The organism is Sphingomonas sp. GW821-FHT09B04 (assembly GCF_059418285.1).
This window is the reverse complement of the sequence record NZ_JBWKPO010000002.1, coordinates 178482-198801: the sequence shown is the minus strand read 5'-3', so window position 1 is coordinate 198801 and position 20320 is coordinate 178482. Positions and strand designations below refer to the sequence as shown.

At 66.6% G+C, this 20320-nt stretch carries 21 protein-coding genes; 16 read left to right on the top strand and 5 right to left on the bottom strand.

Going from position 1 to position 20320, the window contains the following annotated elements:
• The first annotated feature begins 5 nt into the window (after nucleotides 1-5).
• The 4 genes from ggt to AC07NK_RS06850 are packed head-to-tail and all read left to right on the top strand — an operon-like array spanning nucleotide 6 to nucleotide 5863.
• Nucleotides 6-1724, top strand: a complete 1719-nt coding sequence (gene ggt, locus AC07NK_RS06865) for a gamma-glutamyltransferase (RefSeq protein WP_495169842.1) — start codon at nucleotides 6-8, stop codon at nucleotides 1722-1724.
• Nucleotides 1721-3451, top strand: a complete 1731-nt coding sequence (locus AC07NK_RS06860; protein WP_495169841.1) for a gamma-glutamyltransferase family protein — start codon at nucleotides 1721-1723, stop codon at nucleotides 3449-3451. The genes ggt and AC07NK_RS06860 overlap by 4 nt, the downstream gene beginning before the upstream one ends.
• 2 nt (nucleotides 3452-3453) lie before the next feature.
• On the top strand, nucleotides 3454-4308 hold the full coding sequence (locus tag AC07NK_RS06855; protein ID WP_495169840.1) for a dienelactone hydrolase family protein: 855 nt from the start codon (nucleotides 3454-3456) through the stop codon (nucleotides 4306-4308).
• A 52-nt stretch (nucleotides 4309-4360) separates the two neighbouring features.
• Entirely contained in the window at nucleotides 4361-5863 is a 1503-nt protein-coding gene (locus tag AC07NK_RS06850; protein WP_495169839.1) for a helicase HerA domain-containing protein, read from the top strand.
• 50 nt (nucleotides 5864-5913) lie between these two features.
• On the opposite strand, the gene AC07NK_RS06845 is transcribed toward AC07NK_RS06850, so the two are convergent.
• Nucleotides 5914-6060, bottom strand: coding sequence for a hypothetical protein (locus AC07NK_RS06845; RefSeq protein WP_495169838.1), 147 nt, complete (start codon nucleotides 6058-6060; stop codon nucleotides 5914-5916).
• Between the two features lie 87 nt (nucleotides 6061-6147).
• On the bottom strand, nucleotides 6148-6909 hold the full coding sequence (locus AC07NK_RS06840) for a TlyA family RNA methyltransferase (RefSeq protein WP_495169837.1): 762 nt from the start codon (nucleotides 6907-6909) through the stop codon (nucleotides 6148-6150).
• A gap of 82 nt (nucleotides 6910-6991) precedes the next feature.
• Here AC07NK_RS06840 and AC07NK_RS06835 point away from each other — a divergent pair, with 82 nt between their 5' ends.
• Nucleotides 6992-7540 carry a glycoside hydrolase family 108 protein gene (locus tag AC07NK_RS06835; protein WP_495169836.1) on the top strand — a complete coding sequence of 183 codons (549 nt, stop codon included), beginning with the start codon at nucleotides 6992-6994 and terminating at the stop codon, nucleotides 7538-7540.
• A gap of 40 nt (nucleotides 7541-7580) precedes the next feature.
• On the top strand, nucleotides 7581-7994 hold the full coding sequence (locus tag AC07NK_RS06830) for a holin family protein (protein WP_495169835.1): 414 nt from the start codon (nucleotides 7581-7583) through the stop codon (nucleotides 7992-7994).
• Nucleotides 7995-8069: 75 nt separating this feature from the next.
• Here the strand turns inward: AC07NK_RS06830 and AC07NK_RS06825 are convergent, their stop codons facing one another.
• Entirely contained in the window at nucleotides 8070-9224 is a 1155-nt protein-coding gene (locus AC07NK_RS06825) for a Yip1 family protein (protein ID WP_495169834.1), read from the bottom strand.
• Between the two features lie 86 nt (nucleotides 9225-9310).
• On the opposite strand from AC07NK_RS06825, the gene hslV reads away from it, so the two are divergent.
• Genes hslV through AC07NK_RS06790 form a run of 7 tightly spaced genes read left to right on the top strand, consistent with a single transcriptional unit; the run spans nucleotide 9311 to nucleotide 15782 of the window.
• On the top strand, nucleotides 9311-9862 hold the full coding sequence (gene hslV / locus AC07NK_RS06820) for an ATP-dependent protease subunit HslV (RefSeq protein WP_495169833.1): 552 nt from the start codon (nucleotides 9311-9313) through the stop codon (nucleotides 9860-9862).
• A 38-nt stretch (nucleotides 9863-9900) separates the two neighbouring features.
• Nucleotides 9901-10281: a hypothetical protein gene (locus AC07NK_RS06815; protein WP_495169832.1), complete on the top strand. Its 381-nt coding sequence runs from the start codon at nucleotides 9901-9903 to the stop codon at nucleotides 10279-10281.
• Nucleotides 10282-10291: 10 nt separating this feature from the next.
• On the top strand, nucleotides 10292-11341 hold the full coding sequence (locus AC07NK_RS06810; protein WP_495169831.1) for an aldo/keto reductase: 1050 nt from the start codon (nucleotides 10292-10294) through the stop codon (nucleotides 11339-11341).
• A gap of 23 nt (nucleotides 11342-11364) precedes the next feature.
• The gene (gene hslU / locus AC07NK_RS06805; protein ID WP_495169830.1) at nucleotides 11365-12657 is read left to right on the top strand and encodes an ATP-dependent protease ATPase subunit HslU; all 1293 of its coding nucleotides are present in this window, start codon (nucleotides 11365-11367) and stop codon (nucleotides 12655-12657) included.
• Nucleotides 12658-12698: 41 nt separating this feature from the next.
• Nucleotides 12699-13727: a hypothetical protein gene (locus tag AC07NK_RS06800; RefSeq protein WP_495169829.1), complete on the top strand. Its 1029-nt coding sequence runs from the start codon at nucleotides 12699-12701 to the stop codon at nucleotides 13725-13727.
• A 34-nt stretch (nucleotides 13728-13761) separates the two neighbouring features.
• Nucleotides 13762-15285, top strand: a complete 1524-nt coding sequence (locus AC07NK_RS06795) for a fumarate hydratase (RefSeq protein ID WP_495169828.1) — start codon at nucleotides 13762-13764, stop codon at nucleotides 15283-15285.
• Between the two features lie 59 nt (nucleotides 15286-15344).
• Nucleotides 15345-15782: a hypothetical protein gene (locus AC07NK_RS06790; protein WP_495169827.1), complete on the top strand. Its 438-nt coding sequence runs from the start codon at nucleotides 15345-15347 to the stop codon at nucleotides 15780-15782.
• A 15-nt stretch (nucleotides 15783-15797) separates the two neighbouring features.
• Here AC07NK_RS06790 and AC07NK_RS06785 read toward each other — a convergent pair whose 3' ends face one another.
• Nucleotides 15798-16466 carry a TetR/AcrR family transcriptional regulator gene (locus AC07NK_RS06785; RefSeq protein WP_495169826.1) on the bottom strand — a complete coding sequence of 223 codons (669 nt, stop codon included), beginning with the start codon at nucleotides 16464-16466 and terminating at the stop codon, nucleotides 15798-15800.
• A 127-nt stretch (nucleotides 16467-16593) separates the two neighbouring features.
• On the opposite strand from AC07NK_RS06785, the gene AC07NK_RS06780 reads away from it, so the two are divergent.
• From AC07NK_RS06780 to AC07NK_RS06770, 3 genes are all read left to right on the top strand, one after another.
• Nucleotides 16594-17316, top strand: a complete 723-nt coding sequence (locus tag AC07NK_RS06780; RefSeq protein WP_495169825.1) for a sterol desaturase family protein — start codon at nucleotides 16594-16596, stop codon at nucleotides 17314-17316.
• A 208-nt stretch (nucleotides 17317-17524) separates the two neighbouring features.
• A complete protein-coding gene (locus tag AC07NK_RS06775) occupies nucleotides 17525-18445 on the top strand; it encodes a DMT family transporter (protein ID WP_495169824.1) in 921 nt (306 codons plus the stop codon).
• A gap of 39 nt (nucleotides 18446-18484) precedes the next feature.
• The gene (locus tag AC07NK_RS06770) at nucleotides 18485-19669 is read left to right on the top strand and encodes an MBL fold metallo-hydrolase (RefSeq protein WP_495169823.1); all 1185 of its coding nucleotides are present in this window, start codon (nucleotides 18485-18487) and stop codon (nucleotides 19667-19669) included.
• A gap of 16 nt (nucleotides 19670-19685) precedes the next feature.
• Here AC07NK_RS06770 and AC07NK_RS06765 read toward each other — a convergent pair whose 3' ends face one another.
• Entirely contained in the window at nucleotides 19686-20312 is a 627-nt protein-coding gene (locus AC07NK_RS06765; RefSeq protein ID WP_495169822.1) for a DUF4198 domain-containing protein, read from the bottom strand.
• Nucleotides 20313-20320 lie beyond the last annotated feature (8 nt).

Below are 20320 nucleotides of genomic sequence, written 5' to 3'. Positions count from 1 at the left end.
CCCATATGATCCTCCGAAAGTTCGTCCTCGCCGTATCGGCGCTCGCCCTCGCGCTCCCCCTCCCGGTCGCGGCACAGAGCCGCCACCTCCTCGAATACCCCTCGATCCATTCGCCCGTCGTCGGCACGCGCGGGATGATCGTGTCGCAGAATGCGATCGCGAGCGAGGTCGGCGCGCAGATCCTGCGCGACGGCGGCAATGCGATCGATGCCGCGGTCGCGATCGGCTTCGCGCTCGCCGTCACCTTGCCCCGCGCCGGCAATATCGGCGGCGACGGCTTCATGACCGTCTATGACGCAAAGTCGAAACAGGTCCGCGTTCTCGACTTTCGCGGCATCGCCCCGCGCGCAGCGACTCCCGCGATGTTCGTCGACAATCAGGGCAAGGAGCGGAACATCGCCTCCTATGGCTATATGGCCCCCTCCGTCCCCGGCACCGTCGCCGGCCTCGAGCATGCCCACAAGCAATGGGGTAAGCTCCCTTGGGCCAGGGTGGTCAAACCCGCGATCCGCCTCGCCCGCGACGGGGTCAAGCTCACCGCCGACGAAGCCTTCGTGTTCGGCTGGGGCCGTCAGCGCCTGTCGAACAGTGCGTCGGGCAAGGCGGCCTTCTACAAACCCGACGGCACCCTCTACGCCAAGGACGAGGTGCTCAAACAGCCCGACCTCGCCTGGACGCTGAGCGAGATCGCGAAGGGCGGCGCGAGGGCCTTCTACACGGGTGAGATCGCCCGCCGGATCGAAGCGGACATGAAGGCCAATGGCGGCATCATCACCCGCGCCGATCTCGCCGCCTACAAACCGGTCGAGCGCGATCCGCTGGTCGGCACCTACCGCGGCTATCAGGTCTATACCCCGCCCCCTGCCAGCGCGGGCGGCGCGACGCTGCTCAACATGCTCAACATCCTTGAGCATTTCGACCTGAAGGCGATGGGGGCCGGCTCCGCCGCCTCGCTGCATGTGATGGCCGAGACAATGAAGCTCGCCTATCTCGACCGCTATCAGGCGCTCGGCGATCCCGCCTTTGTCACCGCACCCGTCCGCGGCTTCATCTCGAAGGACTATGCCGCCGAGCGCGCGAAACTGATCGACCTCTCAAAGGCCACTCCGGTCCGCGACCTCGCTCCGGGCGACCCGCTCAGGTTCGAAAGTCCCTCGACCACGCATTTCTCGGTCGCCGATGCCGAGGGCAATGCCGTCTCGACCACCTACACGCTCGGCTCGGACTTCGGCTCGGGTGTGATGATCGCGGGCACCGGCATCCTGCTCAACAACCAGATGAACAATTTCAGCCATGAGCAGGCGTGGGAAGCTCAGCGCAAGGGCACGCCGCCCCCGCTCAATGCGATGGCGCCAGGCAAGCGGATGCTCTCCACCATGATGCCGACTCTGGTATTCAAGGACGGCAAGCCCTGGCTGATCGTCGGCACCCCCGGCGGCAGCACGATCATCACGACGATGCTTCAGATCGTCGTCAACACCGTCGACCACGGCCTCAATGTCGAAGAGGCGACTCACCAGCCCCGAATCTATCAGGGCACCACCGCAGCGCTCCGCGTCGAGCCGAATTTCAACCCGGATACGGTTGCGGCGCTCAAGGCAAAGGGCCATCGGATCGATATGGATGAGACGATGGGCAGCGCCCAGTCGATCATGCTGACCAACAACCTGTTCCTCGGCGCGGCGGATCCTCGCCGTCCCGGTGCAAAGGCAATTGAACCATGAAGTTGCAGATGAAACCCCTCCTCGCCGCCTTCGCACTGACCGGCCTCGCCGCCTGCGCCCCGCGCGCCGCGCTCCCCCCGACGGCGGCTCCGGCCCCGGTCGCACCGGTCGCGCCGGCCAAGGAACGTCAGGCCTTCGTCGCCGCCGCGCATCCGCTGGCGGTCGAGGCCGGGCTTGAAGTGCTGCGCAAGGGTGGTTCGGCAGTCGACGCCGCGGTCGCGGTGCAAGCGATGCTCAGTCTGGTCGAGCCGCAGAGCAGCGGGCTTGGCGGCGGCGCCTTCATGGTCCGCTACGACGCGAAGACCAAGGGGATCACCGTCTATAACGGTCGTGAAACCGCCCCTGCCGGCGCCACCCCCGACATGCTGCTCGGCCCCGACCGTCAGCCGCTTCCCTTCGGCACCGCAGTCGTCTCGGGCCGCGCTACCGGCGTCCCCGGCGTCGTCCGCATGCTCGCGCTGGCGCAGTCGCAGCACGGCACTCTCGCCTGGAAGGATCTGTTCGGCGATGTGGTCCGCACCGCCGAACAGGGCTTCCCCGTCACCGAACGGCTCGCCAGCCTGATCGACAGCCGCGCCCCGCAAGCACGCGGCGCCGACGCCACCGCCTATTTCCGCAACGCCGAAGGCACGCAGATCAAGAGCGGCGACACGCTGCGCAACCCTGCCTATGCCGCGTTCGTCCGCCGCCTCGCCGCGCAAGGCCCCGACGCGATGTACAAGGGCGAGACCGCCCGCCGCATCGTCGAGCGCCTGCGTCAGGGCGATCTCGCCAGCACGATGACCGAAGCGGACATCGCCGGCTACAAGCCCGAGGTGCGCGACGCGGTGTGCAACCCCTATCGCGTCTACATCCTCTGCGCCCCGCCCCCGCCGTCCTCGGGCGTCGGTCTGCTCCAGCTGATGGCGATGATCGAGCGCACCGATATCGGCGCGCGCGGCCCCAATGATCCCATCGCCTGGGTCAAATATGCCGAAGCAAGCCGCGTCATGTATGCCGATCGCGACGCCTATGTCGGCGACGTCGCGACCGTCCCGGTCAAGGGCATGCTCGACCCGACCTACGTCGCCAGCCGCGCCGCGCTAATCGGCGACCGCGCCGGCCCCGCCCCGCAGCCGGGGACGCCCCCGGGCGCCGTCACCGCGCGCATCGACGCCACCAACGAAGTCGCCGGCACCTCGCACTTCATCATCATCGACGGCGAGGGCAACGCCGTGTCGATGACCACCACGGTCGAAAGCCTGTTCGGCAGCGGCCGCATGGTCGACGGCTTCTTCCTCAACAACCAGATGACCGACTTCTCCTTCATCCCCGAAGGCCCCAACGCCATCGCCCCCGGCAAGCGCCCGCGATCGTCGATGGTCCCGACGATCATCCTCAACCCCGACCGCAGCCTCGCCGGCGCGATCGGCTCGCCCGGCGGCAACGCGATCCTCGCTTATGTGTCCAAGGCGCTGCTCGGCATCGTCGAGTGGAACATGCCGGTCGCCGACGCCATCGCCCTCCCCAACCTCGTCGCCCGCGGCTCCAGCTTCAACGGCGAGGCGAGCAAGTTCGCGCCCCCGATCCTCGCTGCCATGGCCGAGCGCGGAGTCGTGGTCCGCGGCGGTTCGGGCGAGAATTCGGGCCTGCACGGCGTGATGCTCCGCAATGGCGGGTTCGACGGCGGCGCCGATCCGCGCCGCGACGGCGTCGCCCGCTCGATCACCCTCCCGTCAAGGAAATGACCATGCGCCGCCTGCTTCCCGCCGTTGCGATCGTCGCCTTCGCTCTTCCCGCCGCCGCGCAGGAGGTGAAGGTCGAGGAAGTCAGCTTCCTCAGCCGCGACGGCAAGACGCAGGTGAAGGGTTATCTGTTCAAGCCCGCCAATACGCTGGCCAAGCTCCCCGCGGTCGTGATGCTCCACGGCCGCGGCGGCGCCTATTCCAGCCTCGCCAAGGGCAAATACGACACCTCCACGCTCTCCAGCCGCCACAAGGCGTGGGGCGAACTGCTCGCGAAGAACGGCTATGCCGCGCTCATGGTCGATGATTTCGGCGCGGTCGGCTTTCCCGCGGGCTTCGCCGCCGGCACCTACAAGGACCGGCCGGACGCGGTGGACGAGGTCGATTTTCGCCCGCTCCACGCCTATGGCGCACTCCGCTTTCTCCAGTCGCGCGCGGACGTGATTCCCAACCGCATCGCCCTGCTCGGCTGGTCCAACGGCGCCAGCGCCACGCTCGCCGCAATGGCCGACGACAAGCCCGGCGACATGCGCAAGATCGGCTTCGCCGCCGCCGTCGCGCTCTATCCCGGCTGCGGCCTCAAGAAGCGGTTCGAGAAGGATGGCTACAAGCCTTACCATCCCGTCCGCGTGTTCATGGGCACCGCCGACGAGGAGGTCTCGCCCAAACTCTGCCAAGCCTTTGTCGAGCGCAGCAAGGCGAAAGGCAACGACGTCGAGCTACGCATGTTCGAGGGCGCGACCCACAGTTACGACACACCGACAAAGTCGCGCCAGTCGCTCGAAGCCAACGCCACCGCCAGGGCCACGACCGAAGCCGACATCCTCGCTTTCCTTGCCACGAAACTGAAAGCGCGCTGACCGGCGCAATCCGCTTGCCCCCATCCCCCCCGATGCGCCAAAGCAGCCGACAATGACTGCCCGCATCGATATGGGACTCGACGGCGGCGGCAACCCGGTTGCCGTCGATCTGGAAGAGCTGCTTGCGACCCGTCTGCTCGTTCAGGGCAATTCGGGCTCGGGAAAGTCGCATCTGCTGCGCCGTCTGCTCGAGGGCAGCGCGAACCATGTCCAGCAGGTGGTGGTCGATCCCGAGGGCGACTTCGTCAGCCTCGCCGATGCCTTTGGCCATATCGCGGTCGATGCGGCCGAATACAGCCTGACCGAGCTCGCCCGCCTCGCCATGCGCGTTCGCGAGCATCGTGCTTCCGTCGTCCTCAACCTCGAAGGACTCGAGATCGACGGCCAGATGCGCGCTGCCGCCGCCTTCCTCGCCGCGCTGTTCGACGCCCCCCGCGAACATTGGTACCCGATCCTCACCGTCGTCGACGAAGCCCAGCTCTTCGCCCCCGCCGCTGCTGGCGAAGTCTCGGAGGAAGCGCGCCGCACCTCGCTCGCCGCGATGACCAACCTCATGTGTCGCGGCCGCAAGCGCGGCCTTGCCGGGGTCATTGCCACCCAGCGCCTCGCCAAGCTCGCCAAGAACGTTGCCGCGGAAGCCAGCAACTTCCTGATGGGCCGCACCTTCCTCGACATCGACATGGCGCGCGCCGCCGATCTGCTCGGCATGGAGCGGCGCCAGGCCGATACGATCCGCGACCTCGCGCGCGGCGAATTCCTCGCGCTCGGCCCCGCCATCACCCGCCGGCCGATTTCGGTGAGGATCGGCGAAGTGAAGACCGGCTCGAAGGCCGTCAGCCCCAAGCTGATGCCGCTCCCGACCGCCGCGACCGAGGATATGCGCGACATGCTGTTCGCGCCGGGCGCGGAGGACGAGGTTCCGCCCCCGCCGCCGCCCGCCCCGGTGCCGATATCCGACCTGATGCGCAGTATCGCCACCCCCGCGCCCGCGCCCGTCCCCGACATGCCGGTGCTGGAAGAAGGCGAACAGGCCGATGTCCGCCGCGCGATCCTCGCCGAGATTGCGGGCGAGGAGAGCCGCCAGCCGCTCCCGACCGTGTTCCAGGACTATACCGTCCGCTGCCGGATGCGCGGCGTCGAACCGGGGAAGGACCTTGCGGCCTTCCGCTCCGCGCTCGCACTCGCGCGTGCGGGCATCGCTGACGCCGAGGGCTGGGACGAAGTCCTGACCCTCGCTGCCTCGCTGCCCGAGGAGATGCTCACCCCCTTCCTCGGCATCGCCCGCGCCGCGCGCACGAACGAAGCCTGCCCGTCCGACGCACAGCTCGCCGCACTCTACGGCACCAGCTCACTGGGTCGCGCCAAGCGGATGATGGCGCATATCGAGGAAAAGGGCCTGATCGTCGCCCGCACCGATCTGTCGGGCAAGCGCAGCGTCAGCCTTCCCCATCTCGGCTGGACCACCGCCCCCTCCTGGCCCGATCCGGCCAAGCCGCCGCCCGTGGGGCGCGCGGTTGTCAGGGCAGCGGAGCGCGCCCGGAACGGCTATGGGTGACTAGGAGGCATATCGGTCGCACCCGGGACCGATGCACGTCCGTGCCGGCCTCAGGCCCCGATCAGGCACATGCCCACGAGGATCAACAGACCGCAGGCGCCAATCGCTTCGACATAGGCGAACAGCCGGATCGGCGCTTGCGGCTGCTCCGCGTCGCGGGGCGGGTCGGTCGCTGTGGCATTCGGTACAGTTCGCATATTCACTCCCCCAGAGTGGGGCGATGCTGCGCCTGACCGTCGCGTATGTCGAGTCCCTGCTTCACCCCGCGACACCGGCGGTGCCGTTTAAGGATGCCCCGCCAAATTCCCCGCCTTCCCGGCTCGCGCAGCGACCAGGAATTCGACATTCCCCTCGGGACCGGTGATCGGACTGCGCGTCACGCCTTCGACGGTCCAGCCCGCGCCCTCCAGCCACGCCACCACCTCTTCGCAGACGCGTTCGTGCACCGCCGGGTCGCGCACCACGCCGCCCTTGCCCACTTCTTCACGACCGGCTTCGAACTGCGGCTTGATCAGCGCGACCGCCCACGCACCTTCGCGCACAAAGGCAAAGGGCCGTTCGAGCACCTTGGCGAGGCCGATGAAGCTCGCGTCGCACACCACGATATCGACCGGTTCGGGAATATGCGCCGCGGTTAGCACCCGCGCGCTGGTCTGCTCGTGCACCACGACGCGTTCGTCCTGCCGCAGCTTCCAGGCGAGCTGGTTGGTCCCGCTGTCGACCGCATAGACCCGCGTCGCCCCACGCGTCAGCAGCACGTCGGTAAAGCCGCCGGTCGACGATCCCACATCGATCGCCACCATTCCCGTGGGATCGATCCCGAAATGGTCGAGCCCATGCGCAAGCTTGACCCCGCCGCGCGAGACCCAGGGGTGATCGCGGCCCTTCACTTCCAGCGGCGCGTCGGGCGCGATCGGCTGGCCGGGCTTGTCGACACGCTTGTCGCCGCTGAACACCAGCCCGGCCAGGATCAGCGCCTGCGCGCGCGTCCGGCTTTCGGCCAGCCCGCGTTCGACGAGCAGTTGATCGGGGCGGGTCTTTGCCATGCGCCGCGCACTATCACAGAAAGCATTTTCCTACAACGAACCATATAGGTTATCTTGAGTCGTTCAACAGGAGCGATTTGAAATGACCATCGAGGATTTGATCGAAGAGGCGATCGCCCGCGAGGGCGGCTATTCCAACCACCCCGCCGACCGCGGCGGACCCACGCGCTGGGGCATCACCCAGGCAGTCGCGCGTCAGCATGGCTTCGCCGGCGACATGCGCGTCTTCCCGCGCGAGGAGGCAGCGGCGATCTACCGGCGCCTCTACTGGCTGCGGCCGCGCATCGCCGATGTCGCGGAACGCGCACCGGCACTCGCTGCCGAGCTGTTTGACACTGGAATCAACATGGGGCCGGCGGTTGCCTCACGCTTCCTCCAGCGCGCGCTCAACGCGCTCAACCGCAATGGCAGGGACTATGCCGACATGGCGGTCGACGGCGCGATCGGTCCCACTACGCTCACCGCGCTCACCGCCTTTCTCGGCCATCGCGGCCCGCCGGGTGAAGCGGTGCTGATCAAGGCAGTCGAGGCCCTTCAGGGCGAACGCTATCTCGACCTGGCCGAACGCCGCCCCGCCAACGAAGCCTTTCTCTATGGCTGGCTGGCAAACCGTATCGGTTCGCAAAGTTGAAAAATGAACCACGCATCCGGCAACTTTGGAGATTGACCCAATGAGCATCATCGCAGGCATCATCGGCCCCATTGCGGGCCTGATCGACAAGATCATCCCCGACCCCAAGGCACGCGACGCGGCCAAGCTTGAGCTGCTCAAGCTCGAAGGCACGCAGGAGATGGAGTCGGTCCGTACCCAGCTCTCGGCGATCGTCGCCGAAGCGCAGTCGTCCGATCCGTGGACGAGCCGCGCACGGCCAAGCTTCCTCTACGTCATGTACGCGCTGCTGCTCTGGGCGATCCCGATGGGGCTGATCGGCGCAGTCGAGCCGGAGATGGCGAAGGGCATCGCCAATGGCATGAACGCCTATCTCGCTGGCATCCCCGAGCCGCTCTACGCGCTCTTCGGGACCGGCTATCTCGGCTACACCGCCGCGCGCCAATGGGGAAAGATCAGGGGCGTCGAAAAGTGACAGGATGAAGTGCGTTCCGCGTAACTTCGTCAACTTTGTCGGGGAGCGTGAAGCGGCTCCCCGACATCGTCCGGGTCACTTCGCCAGCGCTTCGAGCTTGCCCAGATCGATCGCGCCGACCAGCGCCTTCAGCGTGCCGATATCGGGGGCATTGCCCTCGGCCTCGACTAGGAAGCGGTCGGACAGCAGCACGCCGTAGCTGCCGCGCCCTTCCTTATTCCATTTTTCCATCGTGTAGCGGCCGTCGATCAGGCCCGATTTCTCATAGCCCTGATCGTTCTCGCTGCTGGTCTCGACCTTGAACGCGCTCGCCATCGCCGCGAACGCACCGGCGGCGGCAAGGTCGGCGACCTTGAGCCGCACATTCTGTCCGTTCGCCTCGTAGCGCGCTTCGGCCTGCGATCCGCCCATACCGCCCGCGCTGGCGGTCGAGCTTTCGAGCGCGGTGCGCGTCCATCCGCCCGCAGACGCCGGCAGCAGCGCTGCCAGCGCCTGACGGTCGACCGGGGTTGCGGTCTCGGCGCGCTTGACCGCGGCTTCCATCTTGGCGGAGGCTTCCTCGATCTTGTTCAGGTCGACCTTGCCGACGCCGGGCAGTTCGACGCTGCCCGCGGCGGAACCATAGGTCAGCGCGCGCGGTGCCAGCGCGCTGGTCAGCGCTCCGGTCACTGCCGCCACGACGATGAACAGCACGATCGCGACCACCACGGTCACGACCGTATAGCTCACCGCCTTGTCCTCCGGCGCCTTCATCAGCCGCGGCAAGCCGAGGTAGAGGAGGTAGAGGCCGTAAAGGCTCAATAACGAGCCGAGAATCGCGAGAGTGGGAAGAAGGTTGAAGATACCGGCCAGATAGCCAGCGGTGCTGCTATATGCTGCGACCTTCATCGCCTGCACCGGGTTCTTCTGCCCGCCAAAATTGGGGGCCAGCGCGTCGATGATCTTGGCCAGCAGGAACACGCTGACCAGCATCAGCACATAGCTGATGATCGCTTGGGTCACCGCGCCCATTACGCTCGGACGATAGGTGATCCCCCACCCGCCATAGCCGAACACCAGTCCACCGATCAGTCCGGCGACCGGCCCGATCGCCGCGAGCGGGACGACCCAGCCGGTCATCAGCCCGCCTACGGTCGCGGGCTCGGCGTCGATCCGCTCCCATTCTTCCTTGGGTTTCAAAAGGATGTTCTTGCAACGCTCGATCAGACTGTTTGAAGTCTCGCCAGTCATACGGGGGCCCTCCCTGTTCGTGCTGACCCGCTATACACGAAAAATCCCGATTGAACCCGCGGGACACGCACCCGATATGCGCGGCCATGAGCGACAAAATGACGTGGCACGGCACGACCATCCTTTCCGTGCGCCGCAACGGCCGCGTAGTCATCGCCGGCGATGGCCAGGTGAGCCAGGGCAGCACCGTGATGAAACCCAATGCGCGCAAGGTCCGCCCGATCGGCGATGGCAGCGTGATCGCGGGTTTCGCCGGCGCAACCGCCGACGCCTTCACCCTGTTCGAACGGCTCGAAGCCAAGCTCGAACGGCATCAGGGCCAGTTGATGCGCGCCGCAGTCGAGCTCGCCAAGGACTGGCGCACCGACAAGTACCTCCGCAACCTCGAGGCGATGCTGATCGTCGCCGACAAGGAAGTGACGCTGATCATCACCGGCAATGGCGATGTGCTCGAACCCGAAGCCGGCGTCGCCGCAATCGGGTCGGGCGGCAATTTCGCGCTGGCCGCCGCGCGCGCGCTGGTAGACTATGAGCAGGATGCCGAAACAATCTGCCGCAAGGCGATGAAGATCGCCGGCGAACTGTGCGTCTACACCAACGACCGGCTGACGGTGGAGACGCTGGACAGCGTGAATTGAACGCCACCGCCCTCCGGCCGGAAGTACGGGATCGTACGGTGTTCAGGGTCGACTACCGGCCGCACACCAATCGGATCGTGATCCATGTCCGTGATTTCTGGACCGCGGACATGATCCCCGGCTTCGCCGCGGCAGTGGGCGCGAAAATCCAGGAAGTCCGCGCGATCCGCGACGACTTCGACGTGCTCGTTGAATCGCTCGACTTCCCGGTGCAGGCAAACGACGTTGCCGACCTGCTTCCGAACATCATGCGCGGCGGCATGGCCCTCACCTCGGGCCGCTCGGCGGTGATCGTCGGGAGCCAGCTCAGCAAGCTGCAGGCCGAACGCACGCTGACGCATCCCCGGGTAAAGGTCTTCCTGACCCGGGCGGAGGCCGAAGCCTGGCTCGCCGAAGACCCCGTCACCGCCGCCGCATAGGAGACCCGCAATGCTCTACTCCCGTCTCGGCGACAGCGGCCTGATCGTCTCGCGCCTGTCGCTCGGCACCATGACCTTCACGCGTGGCGGCGGCCTTAAGGCCATCGCCAAGACCGACCTCAAAGACGCGGCCGCGCTGGTCGATCACGCGCTCGCGGCCGGAATCAACTTCATCGACACCGCCGACGTCTATTCGGACTTCGAGTCGGAAGAGATGCTGGGCAAGATCGTCGCGGGCCGCCGCGACGAACTGGTGATCGCGACCAAGGCGGGCTGGCGCACCGGCCAGCCGCTCAACCGCTCAGGCCTCTCTGCCGCGCATCTCCACTGGTCGATCGACCACAGCCTCAAGCGGCTCGGCACCGATTATGTCGACGTCTATATCGCCCATCGCGACGACCGGAACACCCCGCTCGAGGAGACGCTTCAGGCGCTCGACGCGATCGTCCGGGCGGGCAAGGCGCGCTATCTCGGCGTGTCCAACTGGCCGGCGTGGAAGGTCGCTGCGGCGATGGAACTACAGCGCGCCAATGGCTGGGCGCCCTTCACCCATGCCCAGATGCTCTATTCGCTGATGCACCGCGATATCGAGCAGGAATTCCTGCCGATGGCGCGCCGCTACGGCCTCGGCATCACCCCATGGAGCCCGCTCGGCGGCGGCTTCCTGACCGGAAAGTACACGCGCGACAATGCCGGCGGTGCCGACGACCGGCTCGCCAGCCATGACGACATCCCGCTCGACCGGGAGATGGGCTTTCGCCTGATCGACACGATGCGCGGCATCGCCGACGGCCATGGCGTCAGCATCGCGCAGATCGCGCTCGCCTGGTTGCTGAGCAAGGATCAGGTGTCGAGCATCCTGCTCGGCGCGACCAAACTGCACCAGCTCGACGACAATCTCGCCGCGGTGAACGTCAAGCTCAGCGAGGACGAGATTGCCGCGATGGAAAGCGTCAGCGCACAGGCCCGCGCCTACCCCGGCTTCTTCATCGACCGCATCGACCAGCCGATCGCCCATGCACTGGCCGCCCGCCCCGGCGCTCCCTATCTCCCCGAATAACCCTGAGAAACGAACCCCCGAGAATGAACGACAATCTGACTCCCAAGACCATCGTCGCCGCGCTCGACGCGCACATCATCGGCCAGAAGGAAGCCAAGCGCGCCGTCGCCGTCGCGATGCGCAACCGCTGGCGCCGCCAGCAGCTCAAGGCCGATCTGCGCGATGAGGTGACGCCCAAGAACATCCTGATGATCGGGCCGACCGGCTGCGGCAAGACCGAGATCAGCCGCCGCCTCGCCAAGCTCGCCGACGCGCCGTTCGTGAAGGTCGAAGCGACCAAGTTCACCGAGGTCGGCTATGTCGGCCGCGACGTCGAGCAAATCGCCCGTGATCTGGTCGAGGAAGCGATCCGGCTGGAGCGGGAACGCCGCCGCACCGCGGTCAAGGACAAGGCCGAAGCCGCGGCGATGACCCGCCTGCTCGATGCGCTCACCGGCAAGGACAGCAGCCAGGCGACGCGCGAAGCATTCCGCGAACGGCTCAATTCCGGCCATCTCGACAATAGCGAGATCGAGATCGAGGTCGAAGCCAGCGGCGGCATGCCGTTCGAGATCCCCGGCGCCGGTCCCCAGATGATCAACCTCGGCGAGATGATGAAGGGCTTTGGCGGCCCACAATTGAAGCGCCGCAAGATGAACGTTCACGCTGCCTGGGCCAAGCTGGTCGAGGAAGAGGCCGACAAGCGCCTCGATCAGGACGATGTCGCGCGCGTCGCGCTCGCTGATGCCGAGGCCAACGGCATCGTCTTCCTCGACGAGATCGACAAGATCGCGGTCAGCGATGTGCGCGGCGGTTCGGTCAGCCGCGAAGGCGTGCAGCGCGACCTGCTGCCGCTGATCGAGGGTACGACGGTCTCGACCAAATACGGGCCGATGAAGACCGACCATATTCTGTTCATCGCCTCGGGTGCGTTCCACGTCGCCAAGCCGAGCGACCTGCTGCCCGAGCTTCAAGGCCGCCTCCCCATCCGCGTCGAGCTCAAGGGCCTGACCGAGGACGATTTCGTTTCGATCCTGTCGGACACCAAGGCCTCGCTGCCCGAACAGTATAAGGCGCTGATCGGGACCGAGGGTGTGACGATCGACTTCACCGACGACGGCATCCGCGCCATCGCCCGTATCGCCGCCGAGGTGAATGCGGAGATCGAGAATATCGGCGCCCGTCGTCTCCAGACGGTGATGGAGAAGCTGCTCGAGGACGTCAGCTTCGACGCCGAAGACCGCGACGGCACGTCGCTGGTCGTCGACGCCGCCTATGTCGACGGCCAGCTCGCCAGCATCGCGCGGAACACAGACTTGAGCCGCTACGTGCTCTGACCTCGCTTGCCGCCGCCCCGCCCACGCGGCAGGGTGGCGGCATGCACAGGGGGATCATCGTACTCGCGGCGCTATTGCTCGGCTGGATGGGCACCGCCGCCGCGCAGGATCGCCCGCCCTGCCGCGAAGTCGGCGATCTGCCCCATATCGCCATCGACCCGCAGGCCGCCACCCAGCTCGCCCAGATCGGCCTCGACCGCGCCGAGATCTTCCAGCGAATGCGGGGGACTTCGATCCCCGAGACGATGGGCTGCTGGGCGATGCCGGTCGGCAATTTCGACAGCCAGCTGGTCTCGGTCGGCATGTCACAATGGAATTACGGCACCGGCAGCCTCCAGCCGGTGCTCAAGGCATGGCGCGACAGCTTCCGCAGCCGCGGGCGCTTCAAGCGCGAACTGAAGACGCTCGCCCCGACCTACGGCAAGCTGTTCTTCTCGAAGGACTGCCTCGAAACCCCGGTCCGCGACAAATGCCGCGCCGCAATCCTCGCCGCGCACGGTCCGGACGGGAAGCTAAACCCGACCGCGCTCACCGAACTCACCCGCATCTTCGAGCATGACGCGATGCTCCAGGTACAGACCGACGCCTATGTCGCCCTCCTCCTCGAAGTCCGTGGCGAACTGTTTCGCCTATGGCCGAACGGCCCGATCACCCCGCGCAAGGTGCGCTGGGCGATCGACACCCGCGTCCAGCAGAAAAACCTGCCCAATGACGAGGACGCCGCGCGCCTGCGCCGCAAGCTCGCCGCGCTCCCCGCCGCCGAGCGCCCCGCCCGGCTCAAGGCGATGTTCGCCTGGTACAAGGGGCTGAGCGAAGCGGTCGATCAGGACGGAGTCAGCCGCGACTATCAGTGGAACATCGATCAATGGACCTGCCTGATCGATACCGGCCGGATCGACGACGAGCAGTTCGAGCTGCTCCACCTCACCTACCTACGCAGCCGCACCGCCACCGGAAATTCCGGCCGGTGGCAGGCACTGACCTTCTCGCGCCGCGCCAAGATCATCCTCGGCACAGGCAGCGTCAGCGGGGTCAGGGACGGAAGTTGCGCTGCGCCCCCACCCCGCTAAAGGGTCCCGCAAAACAGACATGCAGGGACATGCTATGACCATCACGATCAAGGCCGCCGATTTGATCGACAGCGTCGCCGACGCGCTTCAGTTCATCAGCTACTATCACCCGATGGACTATATCCGCGCGCTGGGCACGGCCTATGAAGCCGAACAGTCGCCCGCTGCCAAGGACGCGATCGCGCAGATCCTGACCAACAGCCGCATGTGCGCCGAGGGGCATCGCCCGATCTGCCAGGACACCGGCATCGTCAACGTGTTCGTGAAATGGGGCATGGACTGCCGCCTCGACGATACCTCACGCAGCCTGCAGGAGGTGATCGATGAGGGCGTGCGCCGCGCCTATCTCCACCCCGAGAACAAGCTGCGCGCCTCGGTCCTCGCCGACCCCGCCTTCACCCGCCGCAACACTCGCGACAACACCCCATGCGTGCTGCATGTCGAGATGGTTGCGGGCGACCATGTTCATGTCGACGTCGCGGCCAAGGGCGGCGGGTCGGAGAACAAGTCCAAGTTCAAGATGATGAACCCGTCGGACTCGATCGTCGACTGGGTGATCGAGATGCTGCCCCAGATGGGCGCGGGCTGGTGCCCGCCCGGCATGCTCGGCATCGGTATCGGCGGCACCGCCGAGCATTGCGTCCTCCTCGCCAAAAAGGCGCTGATGGAACAGATCGACATGGCGAGCCTCAAGCAGCGCGGGCCGCAGACCGATCTCGAAGCGCTGCGCATCGAGATCTTCGACAAGGTCAACGCGCTCGGCATCGGCGCACAGGGGCTGGGCGGCCTCGCCACCATCCTCGACGTCAAGATCATGGACGCGCCGTGCCACGCCGCAGGCAAGCCCGTCGCGATGATCCCCAATTGCGCCGCCACCCGCCACGCGCATTTCAGCCTCGACGGCTCCGGCCCGGCCTATCTCGAGGCGCCAAAGCTCGACGAATGGCCCGACGTCAACTGGACCCCGGACAAGGCGGAGATCCGCGTCGATCTCGACGCGCTGACGCCCGAAGTGGTGCAGAGCTGGAAGCAGGGCGACCGCCTGCTTCTCAACGGCAAGATGCTCACCGGCCGCGACGCCGCGCACAAGCGCATCGCCGACATGCTCGCGGCCGGTCAGGAGCTCCCCGTCGAGTTCAAGGGCCGCGTCATCTATTACGTCGGCCCGGTCGATCCCGTCGGTGAGGAAGTCGTCGGCCCGGCCGGCCCCACCACCGCGACGCGCATGGACAAGTTCACCCGTATGATGCTCGACCAGGGCCTGCTCGCGATGGTCGGCAAGGCCGAGCGCGGCCCGGCGGCGACCGATGCGATCCGCGACGCGAAGAGCGCCTACCTGATGGCGGTCGGCGGCGCCGCCTATCTCGTCGCGCGCGCGATCAAGGGCAGCAAGGTCGTCGGGTTCGAGGATCTGGGCATGGAAGCGATCTACGAATTCGAGGTGCAGGACTTCCCCGTCACCGTCGCGGTGGATGCCGAGGGCAACAACGTCCACCAGCTCGCCCCGCTGGTGTGGAAAGAGAAGATCGCCCGGGAAAAGCTGCTCGAAGGCGCCTGAACCCGTTGGACAATCCTCCCCGGACGGTTAGCATCGCGCGACACTCCGGGGGGATGGCCATGATCGGACTTCGTTTGACGCTCGCCGCGCTCATACTCGGCGCGCCGGGCCTTGCCGTTGCGCAGGACGGCGCCGCTGCGCGCCGGATGATGAAGGAACTGGGTGCCGATACCCTGTCGGGAAAGAAGCTCGATCAAGCGGTCGAAAAGGCGAAGGAACACCCGTTCGGCAGCGTCCAGAACCCCGTCCGCGCCGATGGACCGCAAGGACAGCGCGCTTATCTGCAGCGCCTGCGTTGCGAAGATGGCACAGCACCCCGGTTTGAGCGGAGGGGCAGCGCGGGCACCGGCCCCTATGGCACGATCTTGGACATCTACTCGGTCGTGTGCGCCGGCGCTGGGATGGTGCCGGTCCATCTGGTCTATATAGACATGTACCACGACTATATCGAGGCGGCGCCGATCCCCGGTTTCACCATCGTCCCACCCGAAGGCTAGCGGCTCGCTTAGGGTTCACGCCGCGAACGCGGCCTTGATCATCTCGCGATAGAGCCGGACCTGCCGCCCCAGCAGCGCCGGTTCGCCGAGCGCGCGGGCGAGGATGATCGCGCCCTCGACCATCACCGTGAAGCCGTCGGCCAGCGCCTCACGGTCGATGGGACGCGGCGGCACGCGGCTCGCCTCGATCTCCTCCAGCCACGCCGTGAAGCGCCCGCGCCATTCGCGCACCGCATCGGCATTCATCCGCCGCACTTCGGCGTCGAACATCTGGTCCTGATAGGTGATCGCCGCGACCAGACAGCCGGGATGCTGGTCGGGCATTTCGTCGAGCATCTCGGCATAGAGGTTGAGGAAGATCAGCAGGCTGTGCAGCGGGTCGTCGCTCAGCTTACGGGCGCGCGCGGTCATCGCATCCATGATCTCGCGGTCCTCGGCCACGAAGCGGTCGAGCAGCGTACGTGCGAGTTCGTTCTTGTCGCGGAAATGGTAGAAGAAGCCGCTCTTGGTGATCTGCGCCGCCTCGACCAGCTCCTCGATCGAGGTGCTGGCAAAGCCCTTCCGCACGATCGAGTCATAGGCGATGTCGAGCAGCCGCTCGCGGGTCCGCGCGCCCTTGCCCGCCGCCTCCGGCTTCGCCGACTGTACCGCCGGTACGGTTTTCTCCGTCCTCACTTCGGCCATGGCCTGCCTTTCCAGCGCTCAACTCCACGAAAATATTGGCGAAATATCGAATCGCCAAAAAAGACTGCAATCCCGCTATAGTGAAGCCATCCGGAACCGTAGCAATATGCCGCACAGAGGAGCGCATATGATCGGGGTCTATCACTATATCGCCTTCGCAATGTTCATCGTCTTTTGCGTGCTCGACGGGCTCGCCCATGCCCGCGCCTTCCCGAAGATCGATCGCTGGAAGATCAAGGGCGCCGCCTTCACCGCGCTCTATTTCGCCATCGCGACCTATGCGCCGCTGATGTGGGATGAATTCCTCGGCCAGTACCAGCTCTTCAACGCCGCCGCCCTGCCCTATTGGGCGCAGGTCGTCATCGGCTTCTTCGTGATCGAGGCGCTGATCTACGCCTGGCACCGCACGATGCACAATATCCAGCCGCTATGGCGCTGGTTCCACCAGATGCACCACAGCGCCGAACGCGTGGACATCTGGGGCGCCTTCTACTTCCACCCGTTCGACATGATCGGCTGGGCACTGCTCGGCAGCTTTGCGCTGGTGCTCGGCGTCGGCCTGACGCCGGAGGCGGCGATCGCGGTGGCGGTGCTGTCGACCTTCTGCACCATGTTCCAGCACACCAATATCCGCACGCCGCAATGGCTCGGCTATCTCATCACCCGCCCCGAAAGCCATTCGGTGCATCATGAGCGGGGGCACCACGCCAGCAACTATGGCGACATCCCGATCTTCGACATCCTGCTCGGCACCTTCCGCAACCCGAAAGGCTGGCAGGGTCAGGCGGGCTTCTTCGACGGCAGCTCGAAGCAGATCGGTCCGATGCTGATCGGCCGCGAGATCGTCTGACGGTCGGCGACAATCGTCACCCTAGCCGCCGCCATCCCCGCGCAGGCGGGGATCCATTCTTCCCGCCGTTAGGCTCGAGCCGCATCGTCACAGCGAATGGATTCCCGCCTGCGCGGGAATGACGAACTTTTGCCTAGCGAACCTGCTTGCGGTCAGACGAACGCGCAAACTTGCATTCCCCTCCGCCATCCCGGATGGGGCGAAACGCATGATCACCTCCCCCATCTGGCTTCCCGCCACGCTGATCGCCGCGGTGTTCCAGCCGTGGCGCACCGCGGTGCAGCGGCGGGTGAGCAAGGATCTGTCGATCAACGCCGCCGGACTGGTCCGCTATCTCTACGGCCTGCCCTTCGCACTCGCGATGATGGCGACGTATCAATTCGTCGTGTTCCCCGCCGCCTTCCCCGCGCTCGGCAACTGGTTCCTGATCTACTGCCTCGCCGGGGGCCTCGCCCAGATCGTCGCGACAAACCTGCTGCTGATGGCGTTCGACCATCGCAACTTCGTCGTCGGCACCGCCTATTCGAAGACCGAAGCGGTTCAGGGCGCGCTCCTCTCGATCGCCCTGCTCGGCGAGCGGCTCAACCTGTTGAGCTGGGTCGGCATCGCGCTCGGCGTCGCCGGGGTGATGATCCTCTCGGCCGACAACAAGCGCATGAGCCCCGGCGAGTTGATCCGCGCGCTCGGCCAGCCCGGAGCGCGCTATGGCATCGCCTCGGGCTTCTTCTTTGCGCTCACTGCCATCGCGATCCGCAGCGCCACGGTTCAGGTGGAAACGAACGACCCCATCCGCGCCGCGCTGATCGTCCTCGCGGTCACCGTCGCGCTGCAGACGCTGATGCAGGGCGGGCTCCTCGTCCTGCGCGAACGCGATCAGGTCGCCGCCGTATTCCGCACCTGGCGCGTCTCGGGGCAGGTCGGGCTGCTCTCCGCGCTCGGCTCGGCCTGCTGGTTCACCGGCTTCGCCACCGCTCCGGTCGCGCTCGTTCGCGTCGTCGGCCAGATCGAGGTCGCCTTCACCATGGCCTTCGGCCATTTCTACCTTGGCGAGCGGGTGTCGCGCGGCGAGATCGCCGGACTCATCCTCGTCACCGCGGGCGTGGTCGCCGCGCTCGCCGGCAATCTCTGACCTTGAGTTAGGCCCCGGCAATCCGCATTTAGGATCGCGATGTCATTCGTCCGCCCGGTCCTGCGCTGGACCTCAATCCTCCTGCTCTGGACCGTTGCCGCCGCCTGTCTCGCGGTGACGATCGTCCCGCGCTACCTCGACCGCATCTACTATCATGGCCCCGACAGTGGCCATTATGACGGCGAACGCTTCTTCAACCCCGATGGCGAGGACACGGTGCGCGTGCCCGGCAACCGCCGTGGCGGCCGCGCGGGATTCCTGTGGCGTCAGGCGACCGGCGCCGATGGCCGCCCCGCCTGGCCCGACCGTATCGCGGTGAACAAGGACACACCCCCTGCCCGCGTCGATGGCGGTGCGATGCGCGCCACATGGGTCGGCCATGCCACCGTGCTGGTGCAGGCGAATGGTCTCAACATCCTGACCGATCCGATGTGGAGCGAGGTCGCCGGTCCCTTCGGCCTCGCCGGCCCGCGCCGCACGACCGCGCCCGCAATCGATTTCGACAAGCTCCCGAAGATCGACCTCGTCGTCGTCAGCCACAATCACTACGACCATCTCGACCTGCCCACGCTCGAGAAGCTGGCGGCGCGCGACAAGCCGCTGATCGTCACCAGCCTCGGCAACGACACCATCTTGCGCTCGGCGGGGATCGCGGCGCGCGGGCTCGACTGGGGCGAGCGCGTCACGCTGCGTCCTGGCGTCGATGTCATCGTCAACCGCAACCATCATTGGGGCAGCCGCTGGTTCACCGACCGCAACCGCGCACTCTGGTCCAGTTTCGTGGTCACCCTGCCCGGCGGAAACCTGTTCTTCGCGGGCGACACCGGCGCGGGCGATTACAAATGGGCGGATCAGGCCGCGTCCTACGGCCCCATCCGCCTCGCGATCATGCCGATCGGCGCCTTCCGCTTTCAGGAAGGCGAGATGCGCACCGGCAGCCATATCGGCCCGGGTGAAGCGATCAAATTATGGAACCGCATGGGCCGCCCGGTGACGCTCCCGGTCCACTGGGGCACCTTCCGCCTGTCCTGGGAAGGTTACTGGACCCCGCCGCGCATGTTGCGCGCGATTCAGGCCTGCGCAGGCGAGAGCTCGGGCCGCTTCGCCCCGCAATCGCTCGGTCGTCCGTGGGACATTCCTGCACTCGCCGCCGCGCCGCCACCGGTCAACGACACCCGCGTCGATGCCTGCATGAAGGACCCCGCCGTCACCGCATTACGCTGACGGCGGGGCGCTTGGGTCAGTTGACGAAGCTGGTCGTGGTCACACGGCTCAGCACCGCGACCTTGCCGGCCGGCAGCGTGAAGTCGCCCTCGTCCTTGATCGACGCCTTGAGGATGTAGCGGCCCTTCTCGAGCAACGTCGGCAGCGCGACCTCGCCCTTGTCGTCGGTCTTGAGCGCCAGCTGCCAGCGGCCCGGCGACACCAGCGTTACGTCTTCCTTCGCCAGCGGCTTGCCATCGCGGGTCAGCACGAAGCGGTTGCCGTTTGCGCTCACCGGCGCCAGTTCGAACGGCATCGCCGCCTTGGCATCGCTGCGGCCCGAGCGCGCGTAGTAGATCACCCCGGCCTTCTTGCCGTCCTCGTCCCACGGCTTGAACACATCGTCGTCCCACGCGCGCACGTCGCCTGCGGGCAGCGCGACCTCGATATAGCCCGGCCCCCGTGTCTGCGTGCCCGTCGCGCCGATCAGCTTGGGCGCCTTTAGCGAGGGAAAGGCGGGATCGCCCCCGACCGGAAGCGGCAGTTCGGGCTCGCCCAGCCAGATCTGCGCCGCGCCGTTCGCGCCGCGCTCGATCCACACTTCATGCGCCTGTGCGAGGCTCGCGGTCCCCAGCGCCAGCGCGGCAATCAGCAGCTTCTTCATCGTCTAGT

Coding starts and splice junctions, on each gene's coding strand:
- ggt (WP_495169842.1), top strand. CDS start 6: ATGATCCTCCGAAAGTTCGTCCTCGCCGTATCGGCGCTCGCCCTCGCG.
- AC07NK_RS06860 (WP_495169841.1), top strand. CDS start 1,721: ATGAAGTTGCAGATGAAACCCCTCCTCGCCGCCTTCGCACTGACCGGC.
- AC07NK_RS06855 (WP_495169840.1), top strand. CDS start 3,454: ATGCGCCGCCTGCTTCCCGCCGTTGCGATCGTCGCCTTCGCTCTTCCC.
- AC07NK_RS06850 (WP_495169839.1), top strand. CDS start 4,361: ATGACTGCCCGCATCGATATGGGACTCGACGGCGGCGGCAACCCGGTT.
- AC07NK_RS06845 (WP_495169838.1), bottom strand. CDS start 6,060: ATGCGAACTGTACCGAATGCCACAGCGACCGACCCGCCCCGCGACGCG.
- AC07NK_RS06840 (WP_495169837.1), bottom strand. CDS start 6,909: ATGGCAAAGACCCGCCCCGATCAACTGCTCGTCGAACGCGGGCTGGCC.
- AC07NK_RS06835 (WP_495169836.1), top strand. CDS start 6,992: ATGACCATCGAGGATTTGATCGAAGAGGCGATCGCCCGCGAGGGCGGC.
- AC07NK_RS06830 (WP_495169835.1), top strand. CDS start 7,581: ATGAGCATCATCGCAGGCATCATCGGCCCCATTGCGGGCCTGATCGAC.
- AC07NK_RS06825 (WP_495169834.1), bottom strand. CDS start 9,224: ATGACTGGCGAGACTTCAAACAGTCTGATCGAGCGTTGCAAGAACATC.
- hslV (WP_495169833.1), top strand. CDS start 9,311: ATGAGCGACAAAATGACGTGGCACGGCACGACCATCCTTTCCGTGCGC.
- AC07NK_RS06810 (WP_495169831.1), top strand. CDS start 10,292: ATGCTCTACTCCCGTCTCGGCGACAGCGGCCTGATCGTCTCGCGCCTG.
- hslU (WP_495169830.1), top strand. CDS start 11,365: ATGAACGACAATCTGACTCCCAAGACCATCGTCGCCGCGCTCGACGCG.
- AC07NK_RS06800 (WP_495169829.1), top strand. CDS start 12,699: ATGCACAGGGGGATCATCGTACTCGCGGCGCTATTGCTCGGCTGGATG.
- AC07NK_RS06795 (WP_495169828.1), top strand. CDS start 13,762: ATGACCATCACGATCAAGGCCGCCGATTTGATCGACAGCGTCGCCGAC.
- AC07NK_RS06790 (WP_495169827.1), top strand. CDS start 15,345: ATGATCGGACTTCGTTTGACGCTCGCCGCGCTCATACTCGGCGCGCCG.
- AC07NK_RS06785 (WP_495169826.1), bottom strand. CDS start 16,466: ATGGCCGAAGTGAGGACGGAGAAAACCGTACCGGCGGTACAGTCGGCG.
- AC07NK_RS06780 (WP_495169825.1), top strand. CDS start 16,594: ATGATCGGGGTCTATCACTATATCGCCTTCGCAATGTTCATCGTCTTT.
- AC07NK_RS06775 (WP_495169824.1), top strand. CDS start 17,525: ATGATCACCTCCCCCATCTGGCTTCCCGCCACGCTGATCGCCGCGGTG.
- AC07NK_RS06770 (WP_495169823.1), top strand. CDS start 18,485: ATGTCATTCGTCCGCCCGGTCCTGCGCTGGACCTCAATCCTCCTGCTC.
- AC07NK_RS06765 (WP_495169822.1), bottom strand. CDS start 20,312: ATGAAGAAGCTGCTGATTGCCGCGCTGGCGCTGGGGACCGCGAGCCTC.